The following is a 22,866-nucleotide window of genomic DNA, read 5'->3' on the forward strand; positions in this document are numbered from 1 at the left end:
CGATTTTGGAGCCATAGATTTTGGATTTTGGATTTTAAACCACAGATGTACACAAATGTACACAGATAAATTACATCTGTGTTTATCTGTGTTTATCTGTGGTTTTTCTCATTCCAGAGTAGAAAATTCCCTATCGTCCACCGACAGTGATCGAATCAACTTTGATGTGGGGTTGTCCTACGGTGGTGTAGATACTGCCACTAACAGAGCCACAGAAACCTGCTGCAAGTGACAAATCTTGGGAACACATGGAAATTTTGTTCATAATTTCTTTGGCTTCACCAATTAAAATTGCTCCCTTGAGTGGCTTGGTGATTTTGCCGTTTTCAATCATGTAAGCTTCGTCTACACCAAAGTTAAATTGTCCTGTAGCACCAACGCTACCGCCTCCCATTTTTTTACAGTAAATACCTTTATCAATTGAGGCAAATAAATCGTTAGTGCTGTATTCACCAGAATCAATGTAAGTATTACGCATCCGGCTGGCAGCGGCAAAGGTGAAACCTTGGCGTCTTCCACTACCAGTTCTGGGATGCCCTGTACGTACTGAACCCGCTCTATCTGCTAGGAAGTTCTTTAAAACGCCTTTTTCAATTAATAGTGTTTTTTGGGCTGGCATACCTTCGTCATCCATGTCAATGGTGCCGAAAGCGTTTTCAGTGCGTCCTTCATCCCATGCTGTTAAGCTTTCGTGGGCAATTTTTTCACCTTTTTTGTCAGCAAAGGGAGTGGTGTTGCGTTCGATTTGGGTGGTTTCTAGCAAGTGTCCGCAGGCTTCGTGGAAAATTACTCCACCAAAGTGATTTGCCATGATGATGGGGTAAGTGCCTGATTCGACATAATCGGCGTAAAGCATTTTGCCTGCTGATTCGGCAATTTCCTCGGCGGCTTGTTGATAATCCCATGTTTTTAAGAAGTTGGGATCGCTGGTGTTACCTGCACGTTCAGCCATAGAGGCACGATTGGCACCGTCAGCACACAGAAGGTTAAATCCTACTGATTGGGTAAGGCGAATGTCGCGAGCAAATGTACCATCACTGGCGGCGACTAGGACTTCTTGCCAGTCACGGAAATAGGTGGCACGGCGCGATCGCACATGGCTGGCTTTTTGTTTTAGCTGCCCAGTACCATCAAGGAGGACTTCTCCCATTTCTCGGATGGAGCTACAAAGAGGTAGCCATTTATCTTTACCTCTTTTAGTGGCGTAATCTCTCAGCAGTTCTAGGTTAATTTCCGGAACGAAAGCGTTGGGAGCGGGAAGTTGCAATCCTAAAATAGAAAGTCCTTTTTCTAAAGCTGCTTTCAAACCAGAAAAAGTTAAGTCATTGGTGCTAACGTAGCAGTCAGCTTTACCGCGAAACACTCTCACGCCTGCACCTGTGGAAAGACGCGGTGTAATGCTGGTGATGGTATCTTCTTCTGCAAGGCAACTAATATAGTTGACACGCTCTAAAAAGAATTCGATAAAATCAGCCCCAGCAGCGCGTCCTAATCCCAGAAGAGTAGACAAGGGAGCTTCCCAACTTTCGTCGAATCGCTCTGTTGTGTTTGAGTATTGCAGGCTGGGCAGTTGTTGAGAAATTAGAGTGCTTGTAACCATGAGTAGTTGGGGAAAGTTAGGTTGAGCAGGGGGGAAGTGCGGTTTTCATTCTACAGAAAACTTTGACACCGAATGTTTTGGTGTATAATTAGTTAATTATTATCGAATATTCTGTGTGTATCTCTATCAAGCATGACATCAGTCTAACAAATTCGTACAATCTGGGAGTGGAGACTACCGTACCGTAATCATTAACCAAATGCTATTTTTATAAAACGAGGATTGAGACTAGCTCCAGTGCGACGTGTAAAAATCCATAGGATACAACGACAAGTGTCGCGCAGAATGTGTCCAAGGGATTCTTTGTCTCTAGCGGAGGGTACAGAAATGGGAGTAAAAGTAATGCCCTGGCTACCAAGGACAAATGTGGCGATCGCCTTTGCTCTAGGCATGTGAAAATCGGAGGTAATCAGGTATAAGTGCTGAATCCGACGTGTTTTGAAATCTGGAACGAGGGTAGTGAAGTTGGTAACGGTGTCCACAGCACGGTAGTCGAGATGAACGCGGTAATTTTGGATACCTGCGGCTTGGAAGATGGGGTAGGCTTCTTGAGGATATGAGCCAGTAGAAACCCAAATATCCAAAGCGGGATAGTTTTGCGCAAACTGAGCTGTGAATACTTCTCTGTCTGAACTTCCACCAAGAGTGAGAATGGCTTGAGGTAATGGAGCTTGGTAAGATGCAACCAATAGTCGAATGGGAATGATGCTAACTAGCAGGATAGCAAACAAACCCACCAGGAAAATCTTCTGTTTTTTAAATACATGACGAAATTTGGGAATTAACATACTTACTTTGCCGAGACGCAATCGGTTAAATTATCAACGCCTGACTTTTGTAGTTTTTCATGTTCAATTAAGCGAATCGAGAGCAGAATTTCTGCTAAGAAACGCTGAAATGCATAGTACCAGCCGTGCCAACCATCCAGAATACCACCTTTAAGGATGAGACAATAGAACAGGATGATGAATGGGGCGAGGATTTTTTGCTTGCGAAGGCGATCGCCCCAACTCAGTTGTGCAATTGGAGTTTTCAGTAGCTTTGTTACCTCTGAAACCATGTAGCGATCTTGTGCCCACAGCCAGCGACTTAGAGATTTGCGATCGTCATGGTAAATGCTAGCACAAAGCAGTTGAGAAGTTCCCTCTACAATAACTTGATGAGCGTGACCATCATCTTTATAGACTGCCGATTCTCTTCTATATAGAACTTTACGCGGTGGTAGTAATGTACCGCGTAGAGGTTTGCCAAATACACAGTATTTAAACGTAACGATGTAGCTATCAACGTCAGGTTCTTCTGGTAAAGCTTTGATTTCAGCAATCAATTCTTCATTAAGGATATAATCTGCGTCCAAGGACAGCACCCATGTAGATTCAATTTTTGATAACCCAAAATTACATTGACTGGCAAAAGAGTCAAATTTCCTTTGGAATAATTCTACTTGGGGATAGGATTTGATAATTTCTAAAGTTGCATCAGTACTGTAGCTGTCAACAACAACAATTCTATCAGCCCAAGTGAGGCGATCGAGGGTACGTTCAATGTTGGGTGCTTCGTTGTATGTGAGCAGAAGAGGTGTTATTTCTCTCATTAGCGCAATAATTATAACACAGTAACAGACGCAGAACATAACATAGATTTCCAAAGGTATGGTAATCTACCAGCAAATTTAAAATTAACGTCTGTGTAACCCTCTGTTTCTAAAAGATGAGTGAGAGTTTTTACGGAAAAGAATTTAATATGTCCTCCATCCCAAAGAGCGGAAAAATGACTATCCATTTTTCCCGATATAGCAACAATGATATTTTTTAAATAGCCATGATAGGGTGTTGTAATAATTAAATGCCCTCCTGGTTTTAAACATTTTTGGGCTAATTTTACTAATTCTCTGGGATAAAATAAATGCTCAATAACCTCTACTGTTATGACAACATCAAAAGTATTTAAAAGTTCAACTCTGGGTGAATCATAGATGCTAGCCTGAATGAACTGACAGTCAGGAAATTTTTGACGAGCAATTGCGATGCCTGAGGCAGACTCTTCCACACCAACTACTTCATAACCCTGTTGAGCGATCGCATTGCTAAGACTTCCATTACCGCATCCTAAATCTAAAACCCTGGCTCCAGATTTAGCTTTTTCCGACAACATTGATAGTAATGGAACTGTCAAATAAGAATCAGTATGAGCCAGATTACTATCTTGGTATTGATACTCGTACTTTGTTAAATATGATGTCATTTTCTCCACTCCTAACTACACGCAATTAACAGTCTCTTGATTAATAATCTTGGTATAAACCTCAATCATTTTTGTAGCAATTTGCTCCCAGGTGTAATGATTGAATATGAATTGACGGGCGCGGTTTCCTATCTCTAGTGCTTGTTGAGGATTTGTCAAATACTGAATCAAGGCATTAGCAATTTCGTTAGCATCAATATTAACTACACGCGCTGCTTGAGCTAAAGCTGCTTCCGGAAAATTGCAAGCAACTGTCATCACACAAGGTAGTCCCGCCGCCATACCTTCTAGCACAGATATACTAAAGCCCTCAGAATAAGAAGGAGCAACATAGATGTTAGCAGCAGCCAAAGCTGCATATTTTATCGAACCTGTCAGCATTCCAGTAAAAGTGACAGCTTCATAACAATTAGAATAGACAAAGTAACTTTTTGCTGTGGAGAGAAACCCGATGTTATCTGGTCCTGCAATAATTAGATGAGTATGAGGAAACTGCTCGCGTACTTTGGCAAAAGCATTTGCTAGTAAATCTAGTCCTTTTTTCGGATCGATTCGTCCCAAAAACAGAATTAGTTTTTTGTTTCGAGTTTGAGGAAAATGTTGGTAAAAAAGCTCTACATCCGGTAATTTTTCAAAATTACTACAGTGAATCCCATTAGAAACAATGACTAAAGGGGTTTTAAGATTTAGTCCTTGGATACGCTCTGCTTCAGTATAAGCTAGCATTTGTACCGCACTAGCATTTTGTAATGCAGGCTTTTCTAGCAAGTTAAAATATAGTTTCTTTTTCCAAGATTTGTAAGCTAAAGCCCAAGGTTCCAGCATTCCGTGGGGAGTTATAATGTATGGAACTTTTCGGAGTTTACAAGCCCAATAAGCTGGGAGGACAGGATAGGAAAAGATTGCGTTTGTATGCACTAAGTCGTAATTAGAAACATTTTGAAATAGCCAGGTAGTCAAAGAAAAAGTTAGCTTATAATCAAGTATATTCCAATAGTGAAAATACTGAATTCGATAATATTTTTCTTGAATCCAAGTATGTAAAGGAACATCTAGGGTGCGATCGCCATTTGCATTTGTAGCTACAATGTCAACACTAACCCCTCGACTACCAATTGTTTGAGCTAGCTCAACTGTACTTTTAGAAGGACCACCATAAACATTTCCTAAAGCAGGAATAACTATTAGAATATTCATAGATAATCAGCGATGCGCTAAAGCATACTCAACTGCTTGAATTAAATTTTGGGCAAAGTAGTTTGGAGAAAACTTTTGAATGTGTTCCCAAGCTGCTTGCCCCATTAAGTGAAGATTCTCTTCTTTTAAACTGATTCTCAGCATTAAATCTGTCAGTTGTTGACTATTCTCTGGATTAAAACCAAAACCGTTGACACCTTCAATAATTAAATCTTCAAAGCAGCCACAACGATTAGATACTATGACAGGTAAACCAGCAGCCATTGCTTCGTTGACAACTAATCCCCATTGTTCTTGAGTGCTAGCATGGACAAAGCAACTGGCATGGGCAAAGTAGGGTAGGAGTTCATCTGGCTTCAGAAACCCAGGTAGGTAAACTGAATCTTTTAAATCTAATTCAGTTATGTATTGTTCAATTTTTTCTTGAAGTTCACCATTGCCACATAAAACTAAATTCCATGAGCGAGCGCCTACTTTTTGCCGATACTCTCCATAGGAGGAGAGCAGAGTAAAAAGGTTCTTTTTAGGTAGAAAACGATTGATGGCTAAGAAATAGGGTTTAGTGCAAGGATTTGGCAGTGTTTTAATTTTATTGGGTGAGAATAAATCGTTATCTACTACGTCATATCCTAAAAATATAGCATCATTTGGCATTCCTAATTTAATTAAATATTGCTTGTGCTTTTGTCCTCCGCTCAATGCTGCTTTGTATCTTCTTACTAGTAAACTTTTGTAGATTTCTCGCCACCAAATTCGCGGTGAATCATGTTCGTTAGTTTCTGACATTAAGATAGGAATAACTTGATTTTGACTACACCATTTTAGTGCGGCACGAGCAACTGGAAAAGACCAACCAGGTATCAATACAGCGTCTGGCTTAAGCTGAGTTAGGTGCTTGATTAGAACTTTGCTAGCAACTGAAGAGAATGTGTCATTACGAGGGTTATGAGTTGAGGCAATAGGTAGTAAGGTGATCGTAGGCATTTCTAGGGTGCTTGTAAAATCTCCCCATGAATGCTCAAGTGTGTCGTCGGTTACTTGAATGGCAGTAAATTGCCAGCCTAGTTTTTGACAAGCTTGGTATGCGGCTTTGAGACGGGCGGCGTGATAACTACCTATATTTATAAAGATGATTGCAAGATGCATTGTCATAATTAAGCTATTCCCAGAGCTGCTAGGGTGTCTTTTGCCATCCGACTGGGTGAGAAATAACGTCGAAATGTTTCTTGATTGTCTTGGGCTTGTTTTTTTAAGTTTGAGAGGTTTTGGATGGTATCTGCTAAAGCTTTACCAACAGATACAGGATCGCTTTTAGTAACAACTTTGACCCAAGAGGTATGTTCTGCCACGTCTACTGCACCATTAAAGTTAGTTACAACTGCTGGCAAACCTCTGCCGACTGCTTCTAGTAGTGCTAGGGGAAGACCTTCAAAATGACTTGTCATGGCGTAAATGTCTATGATTGATAAATATTTTTCTGGATGATTTTGCCAGCCTGTGATGTGCCATGTTTCTTGAGGGGCGGCTGCTAAAAGTTTCTCGATTGAGTTACGTTCTGAACCATCTCCAACTAGTAGCAGACGAGTCTCGATTCCTTGCTTTCTCATCCATAACCATCCTTCTACTAGAAGTTGAAGGTTTTTTTGAGGAACAAACTGTCCTATGAAACCTATTGTCGATAACGGGTACGGAAATTTTGATAAATCTGGCTCGTTACCAATTTCTAAAAACGGACAACCATGATGAACTAAATTATCAGGATAAGGCAGGTTGTAGTAGTTTCTAAATTCTGCCAAGCTACCTTTGGAGACGAAAAGTAAGCGGTATGGATGCTGTATGTACCATTTCCGTAGTAAGTTGCCTCGCTGCTTTCCAAAAGGACGTTGGTTTTTGGTTGCTGTCATGGGCATGTGCATTACACCGCCAACGGTCGCAATATCGGCATTGAGCGCACCTGTGATATAATCAAGTCCATCTTCGTCATATTGTTGATTTACTAGGATGGCATCTGGGTGAATTTCTTTGCACACTGAGGCTACTTTTTGCTGTTGTTTTTTGTCGGCGATCGCCTGTACAAATCGTAATGGACGAACACGCAATCCTGATAGATCTCGGCGATGTACTTGTGCGCCTTCAGCATCAAGCGCTTTAGCCCAAGTATCCATATAATTTACAGTTGAGAGTAGTACGTGTACCTCACAGTCTAAAAGACGCAATCCTTGAGTGAGATAGACAAGATAACGCTCTCCTCCTCCTCTTCCACTAGAGTTGGAACTAATTAGCAGCAAACGCTTTTTCATATTCATCTGCTCTCACAAATTCATAAATGATTGTTTTACAGAAAAGTTCTGGTCGTAGACCTAAACTTATTAATAAGGGTGAAAAGCTAAATAATAGTCTTGTGAGTGGATTGGATGTATTGTAGGCATGAACCCCGACAAAATAGTTCAAAGCTAATCCATATCTCTGACCTAATTCACAAATTGTACAAGGATCAAACCAACTTACATGATCCACGTTATCAAGATACGGTGTTCCGTTTATAGTATTTTTAAGCACAACATTTATGTACCAAGGATTGGGTACAGACACAATTAACTTGCCTGATTTTCTAAGCATTTTGACAGCATTAGCTATTAAATTTCCTGGTGTATTGAGATGTTCTAAAACATCACCACAAATGATTAAGTCAAAGCTTTTGCTAAGAACTTCTTTGTTTAAATCAACGTTGATAACATTAAAACCTTCACGTCTTAATTGCTCGACTTCTGACTCTAAAATATCGACTCCTAAACATGTTTTAGCGTATTTGCAGAGATTACCATGTAACCAATAGGTTTTATCTTTAGAGTCTATACTATGATCTACAACACCAATATCAAGAATATCCTTACCACTAGCTATAGAGCAAAGGTAATCAATTCGATTAGAAATAGAAGCTTTTGCTCTTGCTGCCACAAGCATATTTTTACGAGCTTGCATAGCTTCTTTTGAATTTGGATCTTTTGAAATCTCTATCCAACGCTGTATTATCATTTATCTATCCTCCATATACTGCATATATTCTTTATATTTTATTCGACTATAGTATGTCACTAAACCAACAAATATTAGTTGAAATAACGCTTCTTGAAAAAATCTTCCTGTTCCATGAGTTAAACCCACCATCGCTGGACTAATTAATCCCATATATAAAAGTCTACTGAAAGTACTTGCATGATATACAGATGATATCCACAAATTTTTAAAAATATATGCTATGAATGCAAAACTAAGGAAGCCAAAATAGCTGAATTCAATAAATGAATCTCCAATTCCAGTAATTGTCGAACCGCCGGGAATAGAATAACCGTACATACTTGCTAAATCATATGTTTCAAAGTTGTTAAATTGAAGCAATCTTTTTAAGTCATAACCTACTATCTGTCCTGGTACATATTGAAACACCATCCCATCCCAATATCCTGTACCATATCCATATCTATTTGTATGTTCTGCTGCGTCCATTAATAATGCTGCATTTCTTAACTCTAGCAAATCACCATCAATTAGATAGTTAAAAGTTTTTTGAGATACAGATAATACTTCTTGCCAGTTACCACTAAAAAGCAAAGTCCAAAAATTACCACGTAATAAACCAATAGCAGGGATTAGCAAAGCCATGAGAACTATAACTGTGATAAATATCCATCTTGGCGGAGTATAACGACGAATAAGAAAAAACGAAACACCTATAATAACAAGTAGAGTCATTGTAGGTTGCCGTCGTCCATAAAGAATCACAGTTTGAATTAAAGGGACACTAGTAATTGCTGTAAAAATAAGATTAGAAACACTGGGACGCTGCAAAGTTTGCAAAAGAAAAATACCGAAAGCGATATAAATAACTTGAGCAAAAAATAAATATATGGTGTTTAGACCACTCCAATTACCATTTGCTCCTTTTTCAACAGGTGTATTATTAATGAGAAAAATAAATATAAACCCTATAACCATTAAGGCTATCCCTGCTTTAAATAATTTGCGCTCATCTATAGGAATATCAAGCTTTACCAGCCATTTTTTGTTTGGTTTTAATTTATAACCTATCAAACAGGCAGCAGCACAAGTGCATGATACAAGTAAAACTCTTTCTAGTGCGACTTGACTAACTTGACCGGGATTTTGAGTTAACGCAAATGCTTGAGGTACAAGAAACGAAATAAAAATAATACCCATGAAAAACGGGTATTGATAAACTCGCTCTACACGAATAAGTCCCCAAGCAAACAAACAAAAGCAAATTAAAATCAGTAGATTCAGATATATTTCAGCCATTATTTTGCCAAATTACTTGTTAACGGTAGTAAGTTTTTATATAAATTAGCCAACTTTGAGGTGTTATTGTCCCAATCGTGGTACTGTTGCAACCGCAATCTTGAGTTGATGCTACGCTCTCTCCCAACTTCTGGATGTTCAACAGCTTCGATCGCTGCTTGCGCCATTTTTTCTAAGTCTCTATCTGGGAGCAAAAAACCAGTTTCTTTTGTGAGTAATTCATTAACTCCTCCAGTACATGATAAGCTGACAATCGGTAGTCCACAAGCCATTGCTTCAGCTACTACCAGCCCAAAGGGTTCCCAGTGGGAGGTAAGACAGAAAACATTCATCGCGTGATAGGCAACCGCCGTATTTTCAATGATTCCAGTGAAAACAACACGTTGAGAAATTTTTAATGTTTGAGCTAATTGCTTTAATTGATCGGCATCAGGTCCAGAACCAACCACTAAACCCACATAATTAGAGGGTAATAGAGCAATCATGCGCAAGAAATCATCAGTTCCTTTCATCTCACAATGAAGCCTGCCAACAAAACCAACCACTCTAGCATGTTCTGTTAGTTGAAAATTTTTGCGGGCGAAAGCTATTTGAGTTGGTGTTGGTGGTTTGAAACGTGAGCGCTCGACACCGTTGTAAAGAACGTAGGTACGGTTTTGTTTATAGCCCCCCTGCTCAATTTGACTATTGCGGGTATCTTCAGTAATGCAAATCAGGAGGTTGGTCGATTGACGTTGCAACCAAGCTGCTACGATATTACGAGGAGAAAATGAATTGCTGTTTGCGCCTAAATGCGCATGAGTAACTTTAAATATACCAGGGTGAAAGAAAGTCAGTAGATGAGACCATAGTAACCCGTCATGGTGGTGAATGATATCAGGCTGAAATTGTTTGATGAATTTTGTCAATCGTCCAAATTTGCCAAAGTCTTGTGAGTTTTTAATACCCAAATAGTGAGCGCTTACGCCTAGTTCTGATTGAAAATAACCAGGAGAACCGTAAAGAAACAAACAGCGAGCATCAACTTCGTAGTTAGGCAAGCGTTTTACGTACTCCACTGCGACTCGAGCAGCGCCCCCCGTAGCTAAATCATCTCGTTGGCAGATGTGAAGGACTCTCAAATGCTTTGCGGAACTAACCATCCTTGCTCCTCTAGCAGATGTTGAAGTTTTTTAGCTTGCAATTTCCAGGTATGAGCTTTGGCAATTTCCAAACGTTCAAGCGATTTCCAAGTTGGATTTGCTAGAGCAAATCTAATTTTTTGTGCAAAGTCATCTGGATTTTGGGCAATTAGGAGAACATGCTCCCATTGATTCACCTCTGGAACTACGTTATTAGCTACCACTGGTATTGAAGTACCCATGTAATCCCAAAGTTTTGTCGGACAAGCATTGAGATTAAAGTTGCAAAAAGAATAGGGCATCAAAAGCACATCAAATGACTGCAAGTACTCTCCTAAGCGTTGGTGAGGAACTTGACCAATAAAGTGAACATTGGGTAAACGACGAACCTGCTCTAACCCGAACCACCATTCAGGAGAACCATCACTTGGCTGAGGAAGGTAACCTCCCAGAACGAAGGTGACATCAGGTAATTTTTCAACTACCTGTGCTAGATAAGTAAAGTCAAAACGATAGGTTAAGGCACCAATATATCCAGCAATAGGGCGAGTGTAAGCTTGCAATTGAGGCAGGGGTTTAATTGCCGAAAGTGGCTGCTCGACCATAAACTCTTGAGTGCAACCGTGGGGCAGATAAGCAATTCGATCGGCTTGAAGAGGACATTCCTGTTTTAGCGACGAAGCTCTGTAGTCGGCAACACATAGTGTCAGATCGGCTTGAGCAACGGCATGTCGCTCAACAAGTGGAGTTTGGGACTCACGACCTAACCAATACTGGCGATAATCGTCAATATTATAATAGATTGAGTAAGCATTCAGGTCTTTTGTCAAAGTGTAGTAGTAAGGGTAGTTAAACACAAAAATTAATGGACTATCGCCCTGGAATTGCCGGATTAGCTGAGCAAATAAGTGCCGAGTTAAAAACCAGTAGTGAAAGAACCAACCAGGGGGGAAACAAATTCGCTGTTCCCAAACTCCCTCAGAAATAGGTTGAGGCTTTAGGTCGATAAAGTAGCGATCGTACTGTTTGTGAAAGGCGCGGAAATCATGGGGGCGCAACAGCAATACGTCGGCAAAATCTCTACAGGCTGAAAAAAGTTGCTCTGTCCAATAGAAGTTGGCGTCCAGAACAGCTAATTTGAACCGTCCTGATGAATACTTTGTAGACTTAAATATTTTCAACACAGCAATCAGCTAGATTAAGGTTTACAAGCAATTACGCAAAGACGGTTGCCTCTTAAAGGAAAAACTTGCTGAATAAAACGATGTAGTAGAGGAAATATTTGAAAACTTTCCAAGCCAGAAACTGTTTTCATGACTATGCTGTCAAAACCAGCCGCTTTGAGAGCAGTATGCATTCGCTTAGGAGCAAGATAACGTACATGTCCAAACTGATTAGCCCCTGAATCAACCCACATGTACTGATCTGTTTGCACCCAGTAACGCAAGTTCGCAAAGGACGACAAGTTGGGCGTGGTTAAAAGTAAATAACCTCCAGGACGCAGGGCATCAAAGCATCGCTGTAAAAATAGGTCTGTATCGAGAACGTGTTCAATCACTTCCCCTGCTAAAACAACATCAAAGTAGTTTTGCGGAACAGACCAAGACTGGGCAATGTCACAGGCAAGAAAGTTAAATTGTTTCGGTAAATCTGGATGACGCTCAAAGTCAAGCCCCCATTTCTCAACTTTGTCAGGTAGTAAAGATGAAAACCCACCACTACTACAACCTATGTCAAGGGAGCGTGAAATAGGGGTAATATTTTGTAGCCAATAACTTAGCAAAGTGGCGCGTTCTTGGTCAAAGCTTGGTGTATGTCCTGATGAATACAATAACCGATTTTCTTCAGTAGTGTTCAACATAATAAGTTGGGTGAAAGTGGTACTTTAGATAGCAAACATTCTGTTCTGTATTTGATAGACCGAGCACCAGTCTGATGCCATGTGTGTCCATCCCAAGTGAGCTGATGTAGGTTAAACTCTTGACAAAAGTCATCTATAAAACTAGCTATCTGCTCGGAACGGCACTCTAAAATTACAAAATCAACTGCTTTTTTGTGGAATAATTTTCTTGCCCCTTCTAAAACTCTTGGTTCATGACCCTCTGTGTCAATTTTCAGTAGAGATATATGTTCAATACCTTCTTGTTTTGTCCAGTCATCAAGGGTGACTGTATTAATTATTTGTTTATCTTCAACCCGCTCTAAATAATTATCTTCAATGGTATGATATGTACTGTATCTATGAATGCTTAAGGTTGCTTCTCCATTAACTGAACTAGCAGCCAAACTATATGCCGAACAGTCGAATCCACGTTTTTGAATAGTGTTACAGTTTGTCTTCAGGTATTCAAAGTTTTTGGATTCTGGTTCAAGGCAAAAAACTTTTCCTTGCTTTCCTACAGCAGCAGTTGCATATGCAGAAAAGTAGCCTATATTAGCACCTACGTCAATAAAGATATCACCATTTTTAACAAGTTTACTAATAGCATAACTAATATGCTGCTCGTGGGACTTGATGAGATATCTGAAGAAGTGGGGATCTGGAGGTAAAACTATAGAAATATCATCATCGCGATTGATTGTGACTTGTCGAACTGACCTGAATAAGAATGCGTCTACTTTAGCAAGAGTGTGTTCTCCTCTTCCTTTGGTAAAACGCAAAATTTTTTGGTAAAAAGGTATCAAAGCTTGCTCAGCGTACATGAACATTATCCTTTAAGTGAAAGTAGGGTTAAGTTGTTTGGATGAGCAAATTGATCCGCAAAATAACTAAACTCAAAAACTGCTTTTCTTGTTCCTGCAAAGCAGTCTTGATCGGTATCATGGCAAGCTAAAACCCCACCTTTAACCATTAAAGACGACCAAGTATCAATATCAAATGAAGTATTTACGTAGTCATGCACTGCATCAATAAAAACAAGGCTTGCTGGATTATACTTCCACGTTTTAGCTGCTTCACCTGAAGTTTTACGTTCGTGAATAACGTTTGGTAATTCACAAGTGTTTTTCTGAAAATGACGATAGTCTTCTTCAGAACCACCATAGCCTATGTAAGGATCGACTGCAATTACCTTGCGGTTTGTTGAAGCTGCCAGAATTTGAGTTGTCACTCCTCGATAGCAACCTATTTCAACTACTACTGTATCTGTCAAGTGTTCAGTTAATGATAGAGCGTACAAAAGATGCTGAATTTGAACTGGTGTTACTGCAGTATTGGTAAAATCAACTTCAGGAACGGGTGGAAGATGAGGAATAATCTTCTCTGGTAATTCATATTTTTGAAAGTTCCGTTTGGCTTCTGTTTCAAGAATTCTTGCTTTTGCAGTGAAAGCTAGCCGTATAGGATGCCACTTAGGATATTGTTTGATAGCAAATGGATCATTTCGCATAGTTCTAGTATCCTTCTGGTTATACAATTTTCACTCATTTACCTGTGCAATGTAGACTATTTGAATAGTGAATCATGTTGCAAGTACTGCTAGCAGCCTTTGGGCATAATGATCCCAAGAGAAGTCTTTGGCACGTTCTCTAGCAGCAGCAGCCATGCGCGAGCGCAACTGGCGATTCTCCACAAGTTCCTCAATTCGGGCGGCGATTGCATCTGGGTTTCGTTCTGGAACAATGAACCCCTCAATACCATCTCGAACAACCGATCCTGCTGCCTCTGTGGTAATTACAGGTAAACCTGCTGCTAGTGCTTCATAGGTCACCTCTGCCGAGCCTTCTGCTAAACTGGGTAGCACAAAGATATCTGCTTGAGTGTATTCCTGCTGAACTTGAGTTCTGGGGATTCGACCTAAAAAATTTAGGCTTTGAGTAAGTTTGTGTTGACGTACAACAGAGACATTTCCAGCTACTCTAAATTCGTAATTGCGATCGCTCAGCTTTTGGGCTGCCATTCCCAAAACATGAATTCCCTTGCGGAGTTCTGCTGTTCCGACAAACAGAATTCTACCGCGTGTGGGGCGATTGTTGAGTTTAAACCAGGAATCATTTACAGCGTAGGGAACGATTTGACATTTTTCCTGAGTAACGCCAAATTCTTTTAAGCCCTTTTCAACAAATTGAGAAGGGACAATAAATACATCAGTGAATTCACAAATTTTACTAAACCAAGCATAGTCTTTTTGGATAATTTCCAATGGAATTACAGGTTCTACATCTGAAAATTGTTCCCTTTCTGCTTGAACAATTCTATGAGTTGAAGGAGAAATGTAAATTTCAGTAATTGTTTTGATACCTTGTTGTTTAGCAAATTCTAAAATGCTTCCTCCTTCTCCAAACATAGAAAAAATATGAGTAGCCTCACCTAAACCTTTACGTAAAACTGTTTCACCAAACTCTTGATTAAAAGTAGAGAGCGCTTGATGCTGTTTGATCGGGTTACTTCCTGCAAGTTTCTGTCTTGCTAAGTAGCGAAGTGCTGCCCAGTCACATGTCATTACTTTTTCTTTAAGATTAGGTGGTACACGACGATTTAATAGCTGATTTAACGCACCACGTCTTAAAGGTTTGGGAAAGAGTCGATCAAGTTTTGCTACCAATCCAGTATCAGCACAAAGGTCTGTATAAAAAACTTCTAGTAATCCAGACTTCTCTAAAATACTAGGTACAGCGTAGTTACGGCGTGCGCCTGTTTGCAGAGCAATGAAACGTTTCATGTTTAGTTAATCTCTATACTTTGAAAGCAGCAAGTCGTGTACCATACAAATGAATTGCTCCTTGAGCGCAAAACTCACTGACATAACGGATAATATCTGGAAAAGCGAAAAAGTAATCATCCCAGATAATCCATCCACCTGGATTCATCAACGGTAGGAGCTTTTCCGTATCATTTTTAACATACTCATAGGAATGCGCACCATCGATAAAGGCTAAGTCAAAGGTTTGATTAAGACTGGAAAAATCAAATACTGCACTGTCTCCATATATTTGATGAACATGACTTCCGCGAGAATATATTTCTTGAATATACAAACTTGGTTGTCGCTGCTGGAGAACTGATAAATCAGAGGCTTCAGGTTGTAACTGATGAGTAGTAAAATCAGGAGGTAAATCCAGTGTATATATATCTGCATTAACTGTATTACGAGCGATCAAATCTGTTGTTTCCCCACGAAATGTGCCAATTTCAATAGCAGTTTTCGGCTTGATTATTTGACAAAATACAGCAATTGCTAATTTATCACTTAGGGTGAGAGAGGCATTCTGGATAGAACCATGATTATGATTAGGTATGTTAATTTCAAAATCATTTGCCTCTAAATCAAAAATTTCGGAAATTTCTATTCGTGGCAATCCTAAAAAGCTACGACGTAATAGATACTTAATATCCTTAGATAATTCAGGAAGTCCACTCGATGTAATGTATCCTTTAGTTTTGATCAATCTACTCTTCAACATTTACTCATTTCCTCAGTTTTTATACATTGAATCAAGTTAGAGATTTTAATATTTCCAAGTAGCGCTCTCCAACTCGTTTCGGCTCATATCGTTCCAAATAAGCTGCTCGGATTATCTCTGGCGTAATCGACTGCTCATGAATTGATTTGACAATTTCGATCAGGTGATTGGCAAAATCCTCTGGGTGAGCAGACTTCACCAGTCTCCCCAGACGAGAATCAGACAAAATGTCTGGTAGCGCTCCGGCATTTGTTGCCACAATTGGGCGACCACAGGATAAAATTTCTAAGGCAGCAAGGCATTGCCCTTCGATGCGAGATGTGAAAGCAAATAGATGACATGAGGCGATCGCATCTTCAACTTGACTGTTAAGAATACCACCATGAAAAATCACATTAGATTTAATATCTAGCTTCTGAACAAGGTTTTCTAGTTGTTGGCGTAGATGCCCATCACCAAATATATGTAGGCTTGGTTGCTCCGAAAAACTAAAATTTTCTGAATATTTATTGCAAAAAATCCGAAATGTTGTTAGTAGTAAAGGAATATTTTTATCTTCTACTAACCTTCCTAAAAAGCCAATTTTTAACTTTTCCTTCAATGGAAATGGTTGAATTGTTGAATAATTATGAGGAATATACGGAATAACTTCGATTTGCCCTTTATAACCTATATTTTGTAAATCATTTACGAATGAGGATGATTGCACTATGATCAAATCGAAAATATTTAGAGCTTCGAGCAGATGTGTTTTTTCTACAGTATGTTCTGGAGATATAGGTTGATAAGGAGTAATAAAAACCAAGCACTTTCTCGCTCCTGCTTGCACTCGAATTTGCTTCAAAAGCTGCAAAGGAAAGAGCTTGCCAAACAGTACCACATCAGCCTGCTGAATTTGTTTTAAACCTGTTGGTAAAAGTATCCAATCGGGTACATTCCATTTACACCCCCAGCGCCAAGGGCTACGGATGGTTGTCACCCTAACCTCTTGAATAGACTTGAATAAAGGTGACTTTTGTCCCCAACACAGTAAAGTACAACTGTGATGTTTAGCTTTCAAGTAGCTGAGGAGATTCTTCGCTAGAGTTTCAATTCCTCCTATGGGAGCGAATCCTCCACAATAAAACAGAATTTTCATTTCATCATAATTTTCCATATCAAGAGTGGGTTATTAGTTTCTTTAAATCGACTAACGAGAAATCTCCTTTAGCATATAAAACTGCTTCTTTAGGAGGAGATAAAAGTAAAGGTTGTCGCTCTCCCAAACTACTTTGTAAGCTTTTAATCATTGATATAAAAGGTTTTGCTTGCATGGGATCTTCTTTGTACATCTGACGGTTAACTAAAAATACATCAACACCGTACTTCTGTTGGAGATGGAGAATCGGTTGGGGATCTGTGGCATACATTGCTGCCCATATTGAAAAAGCTCTAGCCTTGATTTCTTCATAAAATTCCTTATGAGAAGGGTAAAAAGATTTTTCCATAACTAACACACTGCGCTGACTGCGCATAGGGATATCATCCGCATCCCTTGGATGAGCTGCAATTAGAGTATTCTTGGGTAATAACTTAACAAAATTATACAATTCAGTTGGAACTGTTCCAATCATTCCTCCTTGACCCTTTACAACACGTATGCTTACTAAAATTGTCGAAGACAACGTAACTCCTAGTACTAATACAAATAGTATTGTTAAAACTTGTTTTCTACTAATTATTAGATACTTATTTCTTTGATAATATAATTTATCCAAAAATTCTACTAGCTTCAAGAAAAGAGGTGGAAATACCAAAAGCCAAAAGGCAAGAAATGGATAGAGTACATATCGATTAGGCTCATAAAGCCGAAAAAACAAAAGATAGGCAAAAGCATAGTTAATCCATGCTGACATAATAATAGTACTAGCTTCCAAACGGAAAATCGTCAGCCCTCTTGGCAAGAAGTACATCAACAGACAAGATGATAAGAATAAAGTTAAAGGTATTCCTAATGCTGGTAATGCATGACTAATGTATAACCACCAATTGGAAAATAAAATAGGAATTAAACCATCAGCTTTAAATTCAACCATATTTAAAGCTTCACGCAGAGAGTAAGGTGTCCAAACTGAAGCTTCATGGCTGGAGTGGCGCTGCATCCAAATCAGTAAACTAAAGCAAACTGTTACGACTGCTAGCAGTAAATAAATACCTTTAGGAATTTTTTTAGTATTGAAAAAATGGACACCTATAATTAATGACGAGTAAATACAAAGACTAATAAAGCTAGGAGGATAAAATAATGCTGCCAGAAGTAAGGCTAGAGAAAGAGCTACAAAATTTTGACCAAGTAGAGACAAAATGCCTAGTAAAAGAATAGGGAGAGCAAAGGAGCGTTGAAGACCACCAGCGAGTGGGATCATGTAATTGATATTTACAACACTACCAAATAGGAAAAGCAAAACGTTAGCGATTCCCCCTAATTGACTTCCATTTGTAACATTTTTACCAATAGCATAGGCTAAAACTGCTGTCACTAAAGCAAGAGCAACTGCGAGTAGTTCTCCAAGTACTTGAGGATCTATTATTCTTGAACCCAAACTATATAAGCTTTTAAAGCCAACTACTAAAAAAGTATCGGCATAGAATGTCTTTAAAAGATCGTGTTGAAACAGTTCTGGATCGCGGTAGCTGTAATACCAAGATATATGCTGACGCATATCGTCAGTATACAAATCCATTCTTAATAACGCTGGCAAAAAATAGACGGCTATTATTGCCAAAGTTACCCAAGTAACTATTGCGTAAGTAATACGTAGATTAGAAGCAATCAGTTTTTCTAGACTTGAAGTATGCATGAAATGAATTAGTTTTTGTAAACAAATAAATTAGATACCAAACCTAATAATTTATGGTGATAACAAGTAATTCTATCAGAGGAAAATAGGGATAATAGCTCTTTTTGTCCCAGAAGATTTAAATTTTCTTCCTTAGCCCAAAAATTTTTACCTGTATGATTTAGAATCCATCTAAAAAAATTTGGTGGCAACCAATGGATTAAGGGTAAAACAGTGTGAAATTCAATAGGAAACCAGCGATTAGGTGTAGTAATACAACAAGCTCGACTCACACGGCAAAGCTCATGAATGAAGGTTCTTTGTTGAGCGCGATCGCCTACATGTTCAAGTACAGCAAAACTGACTGCTAAATCAAAGCTTTTGTCTGGGAAGGGTAGCCTTAAACCATCAGTTTGAACAAACTTCAAACCAGGGTATTCTACTTCCAAAAAAGAAGCATCTTCCAAACCTACAGCAGTAATTTTGTGCGGGTACGGATACAGCTTTTCAAAAAAGTTGGAATCCAGTCGGCGATCGCAGGTTACACCCACATCTAAAACAGTTGTCTCTTCTGTAGGTTGTGCCAGTCGCATGAGGGTGGCAAACATTCGTCTACGAGCATAGTTAGATATTTTAGTCGCGATTCCACCGATGGATGCGCCAACGTACTTACTTTTGATCATCGCTTTTTTACCGTTCGTGACGTACATTTTCCTACTGAGGTTGTCCGTATGCTTCAACTCTACGCATTGACATCGTAGAAATAAACAAAGATGAAAATACAGTCTCAAAGCCTATAATCACCAAAGTTGCTCCAAATGCAGACCATTCTGGAAAAGGAAGCGGCATGAGATTAGATTGAATCCACTTAGAAATGATAGACAGTAAAATCATACTTCCGCTCAAAATCATGCTTCCGCCCATCAAAAGTCCAGTCTCTAACTTAAATAACTTATAGAACTTGCGCAGCAAAGGATTATCACAATCAAAGCGACGACTCCAAGAATAAGTCTTCGCGTTTAGACCTAAACTTAATATTTCAAAGCCGACTACACTAAAAATTGTGGCAAATATACCTGTAACAACTCCAAGTGTTCTACCCTCATATTTCCACAGTTCAGCAAGTACAACAAAATGAGTTAGCATTCCCAATATGAGTAAAAATAATCCTGGGTAGATAAACAATTGATTTGGAGAATACAGCAGCATCATTCTCACACTGCGCCAGCCATCGCGAAGCGTGCGTAACTTAGATTCTCCCTTCCGAGGGGCTAATTGAATGGGAATTTCCTTAACTTTCAACCGGGCAAGTCCTGCATTAATTGCGAGTTCCAAGTTAAACTCCATTCCAGGACTCACTGGTTCAATCATATTGTAAGCCTCTCTACTGAATCCACGAAATCCGCAATAAACATCTGTGTATTTCGTGCCAAACAAAACATTGAGTATTCCTGTAATTGCCGGATTTCCAATCAGACGATGCAGCCACGGATTGTTTTCTAATCCTTTTTTGCCAAGAAAACGACTACCTGTAACAAAATCGTAGCCATCATAAATGAGAGCATTCAAAAAATGAGGAATTAGCCGGAAGTCGTAAGTATCATCAGCATCCCCCATGATGAAATACTTACCTCTTGCATTAGCAAAGCCTTTGAGGTAAGCATTACCATAGCCTCGCTGTGGTTGGTGTATTACTGTTACCCCCATGCTTTTAGCAATCTCAACCGATTTGTCGGTAGAACCGTTGTCACAGACAACAATTTCACCATTAATTCCAGCTTTCCTAAAGGTAGTCAAAATCTTCTCAATACAACTGCCAATACCTGCTTCTTCGTTCAAACAGGGCATTACTACTGAAACTAAAGGTTGTTGTAACATACCATATCCTCAATTGGTAGATATCAGTTCAAAGAGTTCAAGATTTCTATATAGCGATCGCTAATTTGTTTAGGCTCATATCGCTCTAAATAAGCAGAACGGATTGACTCTGGCGTCATCGACTGCTCATTAATTAATTTGACAGTTTCCATGACACTATTAGCAAAGTTCTCTGGATGAACATACTCCACTAATTTGCCCAACCGCGAATCAGATAAAATATCTGGTAGCGCCCCTGCATCGGTTGCCACTAGGGGACGACCACAAGATAAAATTTCTAAAGCAGCAAGGCATTGTCCTTCTATGTGAGATGCGAATACAAACAGATGACATGAGGCGATCGCATCTTCAATTTGATCGTAGGGAATATTACCATGAAAAATCACACTGTTGCTAATCTCTAGCTCTCGAGTTAGTTGCTCAAGTTCCTGACGCAGATAACCATCACCGAATAAATGTAAACTTGGCTGAGTTTGTCCATCTGCTGGCATAAATTCTTTTAAATATTTCTGCTGAAAACAGCGAAATGCTTCGAGGATTAATGGAACATTTTTTTCTTTAACTAACCTTCCTAAAAAGCCAATTTTTAATTCTTTCACTGGTAATGGTTTAACTGTACCATAGTAATGAGGTAAAGGAAGAACTTCAATCCGTCCTTTATATCCTATGTGATGTAAACTTTCTATGAATAAGGATGATTGTACTAGTATAAGGTCAAAAACATTTAATGCTTCAAGAAGATGTTTTTTTTCTAAATAATTATCTGGAGTCGTCGGTCGGGAGGAGGTAATAAAAACCATCCTTTTTTTTGCACCAGCTTGGGCGCGAATCAGCTTCAAAATTTGTAGCGGAAAGAGCTTGCCGAATAGTACTACATCAGCGTGCTGAATCTGTTTTAAACCTGTTGGTAAAAGTAGCCAGTCTGGTACATTCCATATACACCCCCAACGCCAAGGATTGCGGACGATTGTTACACCGATATCTTGAGTAGACTTGAGTAGAGGTGACTTTTGTCCCCAACAAAGTAAAGTACAATTGTGATGTTTAGTTTTCAGGTGGGTAAGGAGATTTTTACAGAAAGTTTCAACGCCCCCTACTGGTGCAAATCCTCCACAGTAAAACAGAATTTTCATCCTCTTAGAATCTTTCATATAATTTGCACGATCATTGAGAGCATAAATAAGAAAGCCACGATTTCTTCAGAACTTCATAAGAATAACGCTGAAGGTAGAATTGTTGTAACTGTACTTGGTTTATGTCACCACGTGCCAGTCTATGTACCATTTGTCTCACTCCAGAGATAAACGCTTTTGGCTCTGGCGGAACTACTAAAGAGTTTGGGTTATCAACAGCATAATCTGGTATTCCGCCAACTCCATATGCGACAAATGGCACTCCACAAGCCATTGACTCTAAAAGTACTAAAGGCGCACCTTCAGCACCAATAGTGGGAAGTAAAGTCAAATCATAATTGCAAAGCAGATCGACATAAGCTTGCCCCTCCGGATAACGACCTAAGCATTTAACGCGATCGCCCAATCCTCTTGAGTTAATATAGTCTCGAATCGGTTCTTCCTCTGGTCCGCTACCATATATATGCAACTCATCCAAAAGATCTTTGAGTAGATCCCACTGCTGAACTAACCAGAAAGCCTGTTTGTGTGGTGCGAGCCGACTAAAAAATGCAGCCTTGGCTTTACCAAGTTCTACTGTTTTTATTACTGTTTGAGGTAGAGTGGCGGTTAATTCCAAAGGCTCTGGAATTGCCGGAATTGCGGGAACGGTTTTCTTCCAACCAAAACAAGAGGCAAAGGTTTTTGCTACAGTTGGGGATTGCCCCACAACTTCATTAAACCACCACCTCACACCCCAACGAGCATCGCGCCATCCAAAAGGCACACCTGACATCACTTCATAGAAAATAGTTCTGACTTGCTTTGATAATGCTAAAGGTAGTATACTAAGATTCCAACCTGTACCTACGCCAAAATAAACATCAGGTTCAAAACTCCTTGCCACTTTTACTAAGTTTCTAAACTCTTCAAACTTCACCGCCAAAAAATTTGCTTTAACGCCAACAGATTTGAAAGGAAAAACCTGAATTTCATTGGTTTCTAAAGAATTTAACTCTGATTCTTGAATTGGCTCTGGTGTAACAATCAATACTTTTATACCTGCTTCGGCTAAAGATCTAGAGAGCCAACGTGTATGAGTCTGAATTCCGCCTTCAGCTATGAGTGAACCAAATAACAGTACTTTCATTTTCTTGTCAGTTAATAGTAATCTT

22 protein-coding genes are annotated in these 22,866 nt (G+C 39.3%); all 22 read right to left on the reverse strand.

Annotation, left to right across the window (positions count from 1 at the left end):
• Nucleotides 1–130 precede the first annotated feature (130 nt).
• The 22 genes from ICL16_RS09880 to ICL16_RS09985 all read right to left on the reverse strand — a co-directional run bounded on the left by ICL16_RS09880 (nt 131) and on the right by ICL16_RS09985 (nt 22,841).
• Nucleotides 131–1,600, reverse strand: coding sequence for a TldD/PmbA family protein (locus tag ICL16_RS09880; protein ID WP_190826845.1), 1,470 nt, complete (start codon nt 1,598–1,600; stop codon nt 131–133).
• 191 nt (nt 1,601–1,791) lie between these two features.
• Nucleotides 1,792–2,388: a YdcF family protein gene (locus ICL16_RS09885; RefSeq protein ID WP_190826847.1), complete on the reverse strand. Its 597-nt coding sequence runs from the start codon at nt 2,386–2,388 to the stop codon at nt 1,792–1,794.
• Between the two features lie 2 nt (nt 2,389–2,390).
• A complete protein-coding gene (locus ICL16_RS09890) occupies nt 2,391–3,194 on the reverse strand; it encodes a glycosyltransferase family 2 protein (RefSeq protein ID WP_202895478.1) in 804 nt (267 codons plus the stop codon).
• 11 nt (nt 3,195–3,205) lie between these two features.
• Nucleotides 3,206–3,844: a class I SAM-dependent methyltransferase gene (locus ICL16_RS09895; protein ID WP_190826853.1), complete on the reverse strand. Its 639-nt coding sequence runs from the start codon at nt 3,842–3,844 to the stop codon at nt 3,206–3,208.
• 15 nt (nt 3,845–3,859) lie between these two features.
• Nucleotides 3,860–5,041 carry a glycosyltransferase gene (locus ICL16_RS09900; protein WP_190826855.1) on the reverse strand — a complete coding sequence of 394 codons (1,182 nt, stop codon included), beginning with the start codon at nt 5,039–5,041 and terminating at the stop codon, nt 3,860–3,862.
• 6 nt (nt 5,042–5,047) lie between these two features.
• Nucleotides 5,048–6,193 carry a glycosyltransferase family 4 protein gene (locus ICL16_RS09905; RefSeq protein WP_190826857.1) on the reverse strand — a complete coding sequence of 382 codons (1,146 nt, stop codon included), beginning with the start codon at nt 6,191–6,193 and terminating at the stop codon, nt 5,048–5,050.
• Between the two features lie 2 nt (nt 6,194–6,195).
• The gene (locus tag ICL16_RS09910) at nt 6,196–7,341 is read right to left on the reverse strand and encodes a glycosyltransferase family 4 protein (protein WP_190826859.1); all 1,146 of its coding nucleotides are present in this window, start codon (nt 7,339–7,341) and stop codon (nt 6,196–6,198) included.
• Nucleotides 7,316–8,077 (reverse strand): class I SAM-dependent methyltransferase, encoded by a 762-nt coding sequence (locus tag ICL16_RS09915; protein WP_190826861.1) that lies wholly within the window; start codon nt 8,075–8,077, stop codon nt 7,316–7,318. Before ICL16_RS09915 ends, ICL16_RS09910 begins: the two co-directional genes overlap by 26 nt.
• Nucleotides 8,078–9,358: a hypothetical protein gene (locus tag ICL16_RS09920; RefSeq protein ID WP_190826863.1), complete on the reverse strand. Its 1,281-nt coding sequence runs from the start codon at nt 9,356–9,358 to the stop codon at nt 8,078–8,080.
• Nucleotides 9,358–10,500, reverse strand: coding sequence for a glycosyltransferase (locus ICL16_RS09925; protein ID WP_190826865.1), 1,143 nt, complete (start codon nt 10,498–10,500; stop codon nt 9,358–9,360). Before ICL16_RS09925 ends, ICL16_RS09920 begins: the two co-directional genes overlap by 1 nt.
• The gene (locus ICL16_RS09930; protein ID WP_190826868.1) at nt 10,476–11,663 is read right to left on the reverse strand and encodes a glycosyltransferase; all 1,188 of its coding nucleotides are present in this window, start codon (nt 11,661–11,663) and stop codon (nt 10,476–10,478) included. Before ICL16_RS09930 ends, ICL16_RS09925 begins: the two co-directional genes overlap by 25 nt.
• Nucleotides 11,664–11,677: 14 nt before the next feature.
• Nucleotides 11,678–12,340 (reverse strand): class I SAM-dependent methyltransferase, encoded by a 663-nt coding sequence (locus ICL16_RS09935; RefSeq protein WP_190826870.1) that lies wholly within the window; start codon nt 12,338–12,340, stop codon nt 11,678–11,680.
• The gene (locus tag ICL16_RS09940) at nt 12,334–13,182 is read right to left on the reverse strand and encodes an FkbM family methyltransferase (RefSeq protein WP_190826872.1); all 849 of its coding nucleotides are present in this window, start codon (nt 13,180–13,182) and stop codon (nt 12,334–12,336) included. The genes ICL16_RS09935 and ICL16_RS09940 overlap by 7 nt, the downstream gene beginning before the upstream one ends.
• 5 nt (nt 13,183–13,187) lie before the next feature.
• The gene (locus tag ICL16_RS09945) at nt 13,188–13,868 is read right to left on the reverse strand and encodes a class I SAM-dependent methyltransferase (RefSeq protein WP_190826875.1); all 681 of its coding nucleotides are present in this window, start codon (nt 13,866–13,868) and stop codon (nt 13,188–13,190) included.
• 72 nt (nt 13,869–13,940) lie between these two features.
• The gene (locus ICL16_RS09950; protein ID WP_190826877.1) at nt 13,941–15,140 is read right to left on the reverse strand and encodes a glycosyltransferase family 4 protein; all 1,200 of its coding nucleotides are present in this window, start codon (nt 15,138–15,140) and stop codon (nt 13,941–13,943) included.
• A 13-nt stretch (nt 15,141–15,153) separates the two neighbouring features.
• On the reverse strand, nt 15,154–15,882 hold the full coding sequence (locus ICL16_RS09955; RefSeq protein ID WP_190826879.1) for a class I SAM-dependent methyltransferase: 729 nt from the start codon (nt 15,880–15,882) through the stop codon (nt 15,154–15,156).
• Between the two features lie 31 nt (nt 15,883–15,913).
• Nucleotides 15,914–17,038 (reverse strand): glycosyltransferase family 4 protein, encoded by a 1,125-nt coding sequence (locus tag ICL16_RS09960; protein WP_238360696.1) that lies wholly within the window; start codon nt 17,036–17,038, stop codon nt 15,914–15,916.
• Between the two features lies 1 nt (nt 17,039).
• Nucleotides 17,040–18,722 (reverse strand): hypothetical protein, encoded by a 1,683-nt coding sequence (locus tag ICL16_RS09965; RefSeq protein ID WP_190826881.1) that lies wholly within the window; start codon nt 18,720–18,722, stop codon nt 17,040–17,042.
• Between the two features lie 8 nt (nt 18,723–18,730).
• On the reverse strand, nt 18,731–19,384 hold the full coding sequence (locus tag ICL16_RS09970) for a class I SAM-dependent methyltransferase (protein WP_190826883.1): 654 nt from the start codon (nt 19,382–19,384) through the stop codon (nt 18,731–18,733).
• A 31-nt stretch (nt 19,385–19,415) separates the two neighbouring features.
• Nucleotides 19,416–20,579, reverse strand: coding sequence for a glycosyltransferase family 2 protein (locus tag ICL16_RS09975; RefSeq protein WP_190826885.1), 1,164 nt, complete (start codon nt 20,577–20,579; stop codon nt 19,416–19,418).
• A 23-nt stretch (nt 20,580–20,602) separates the two neighbouring features.
• On the reverse strand, nt 20,603–21,730 hold the full coding sequence (locus tag ICL16_RS09980) for a glycosyltransferase (protein WP_238360697.1): 1,128 nt from the start codon (nt 21,728–21,730) through the stop codon (nt 20,603–20,605).
• A 13-nt stretch (nt 21,731–21,743) separates the two neighbouring features.
• Nucleotides 21,744–22,841: a glycosyltransferase family 4 protein gene (locus ICL16_RS09985; protein ID WP_190826887.1), complete on the reverse strand. Its 1,098-nt coding sequence runs from the start codon at nt 22,839–22,841 to the stop codon at nt 21,744–21,746.
• Nucleotides 22,842–22,866: the final 25 nt, after the last annotated feature.

The sequence above is a fragment of the Iningainema tapete BLCC-T55 genome, from assembly GCF_014698965.1.
GTDB classification, from domain to species: domain Bacteria; phylum Cyanobacteriota; class Cyanobacteriia; order Cyanobacteriales; family Nostocaceae; genus Iningainema; species Iningainema tapete.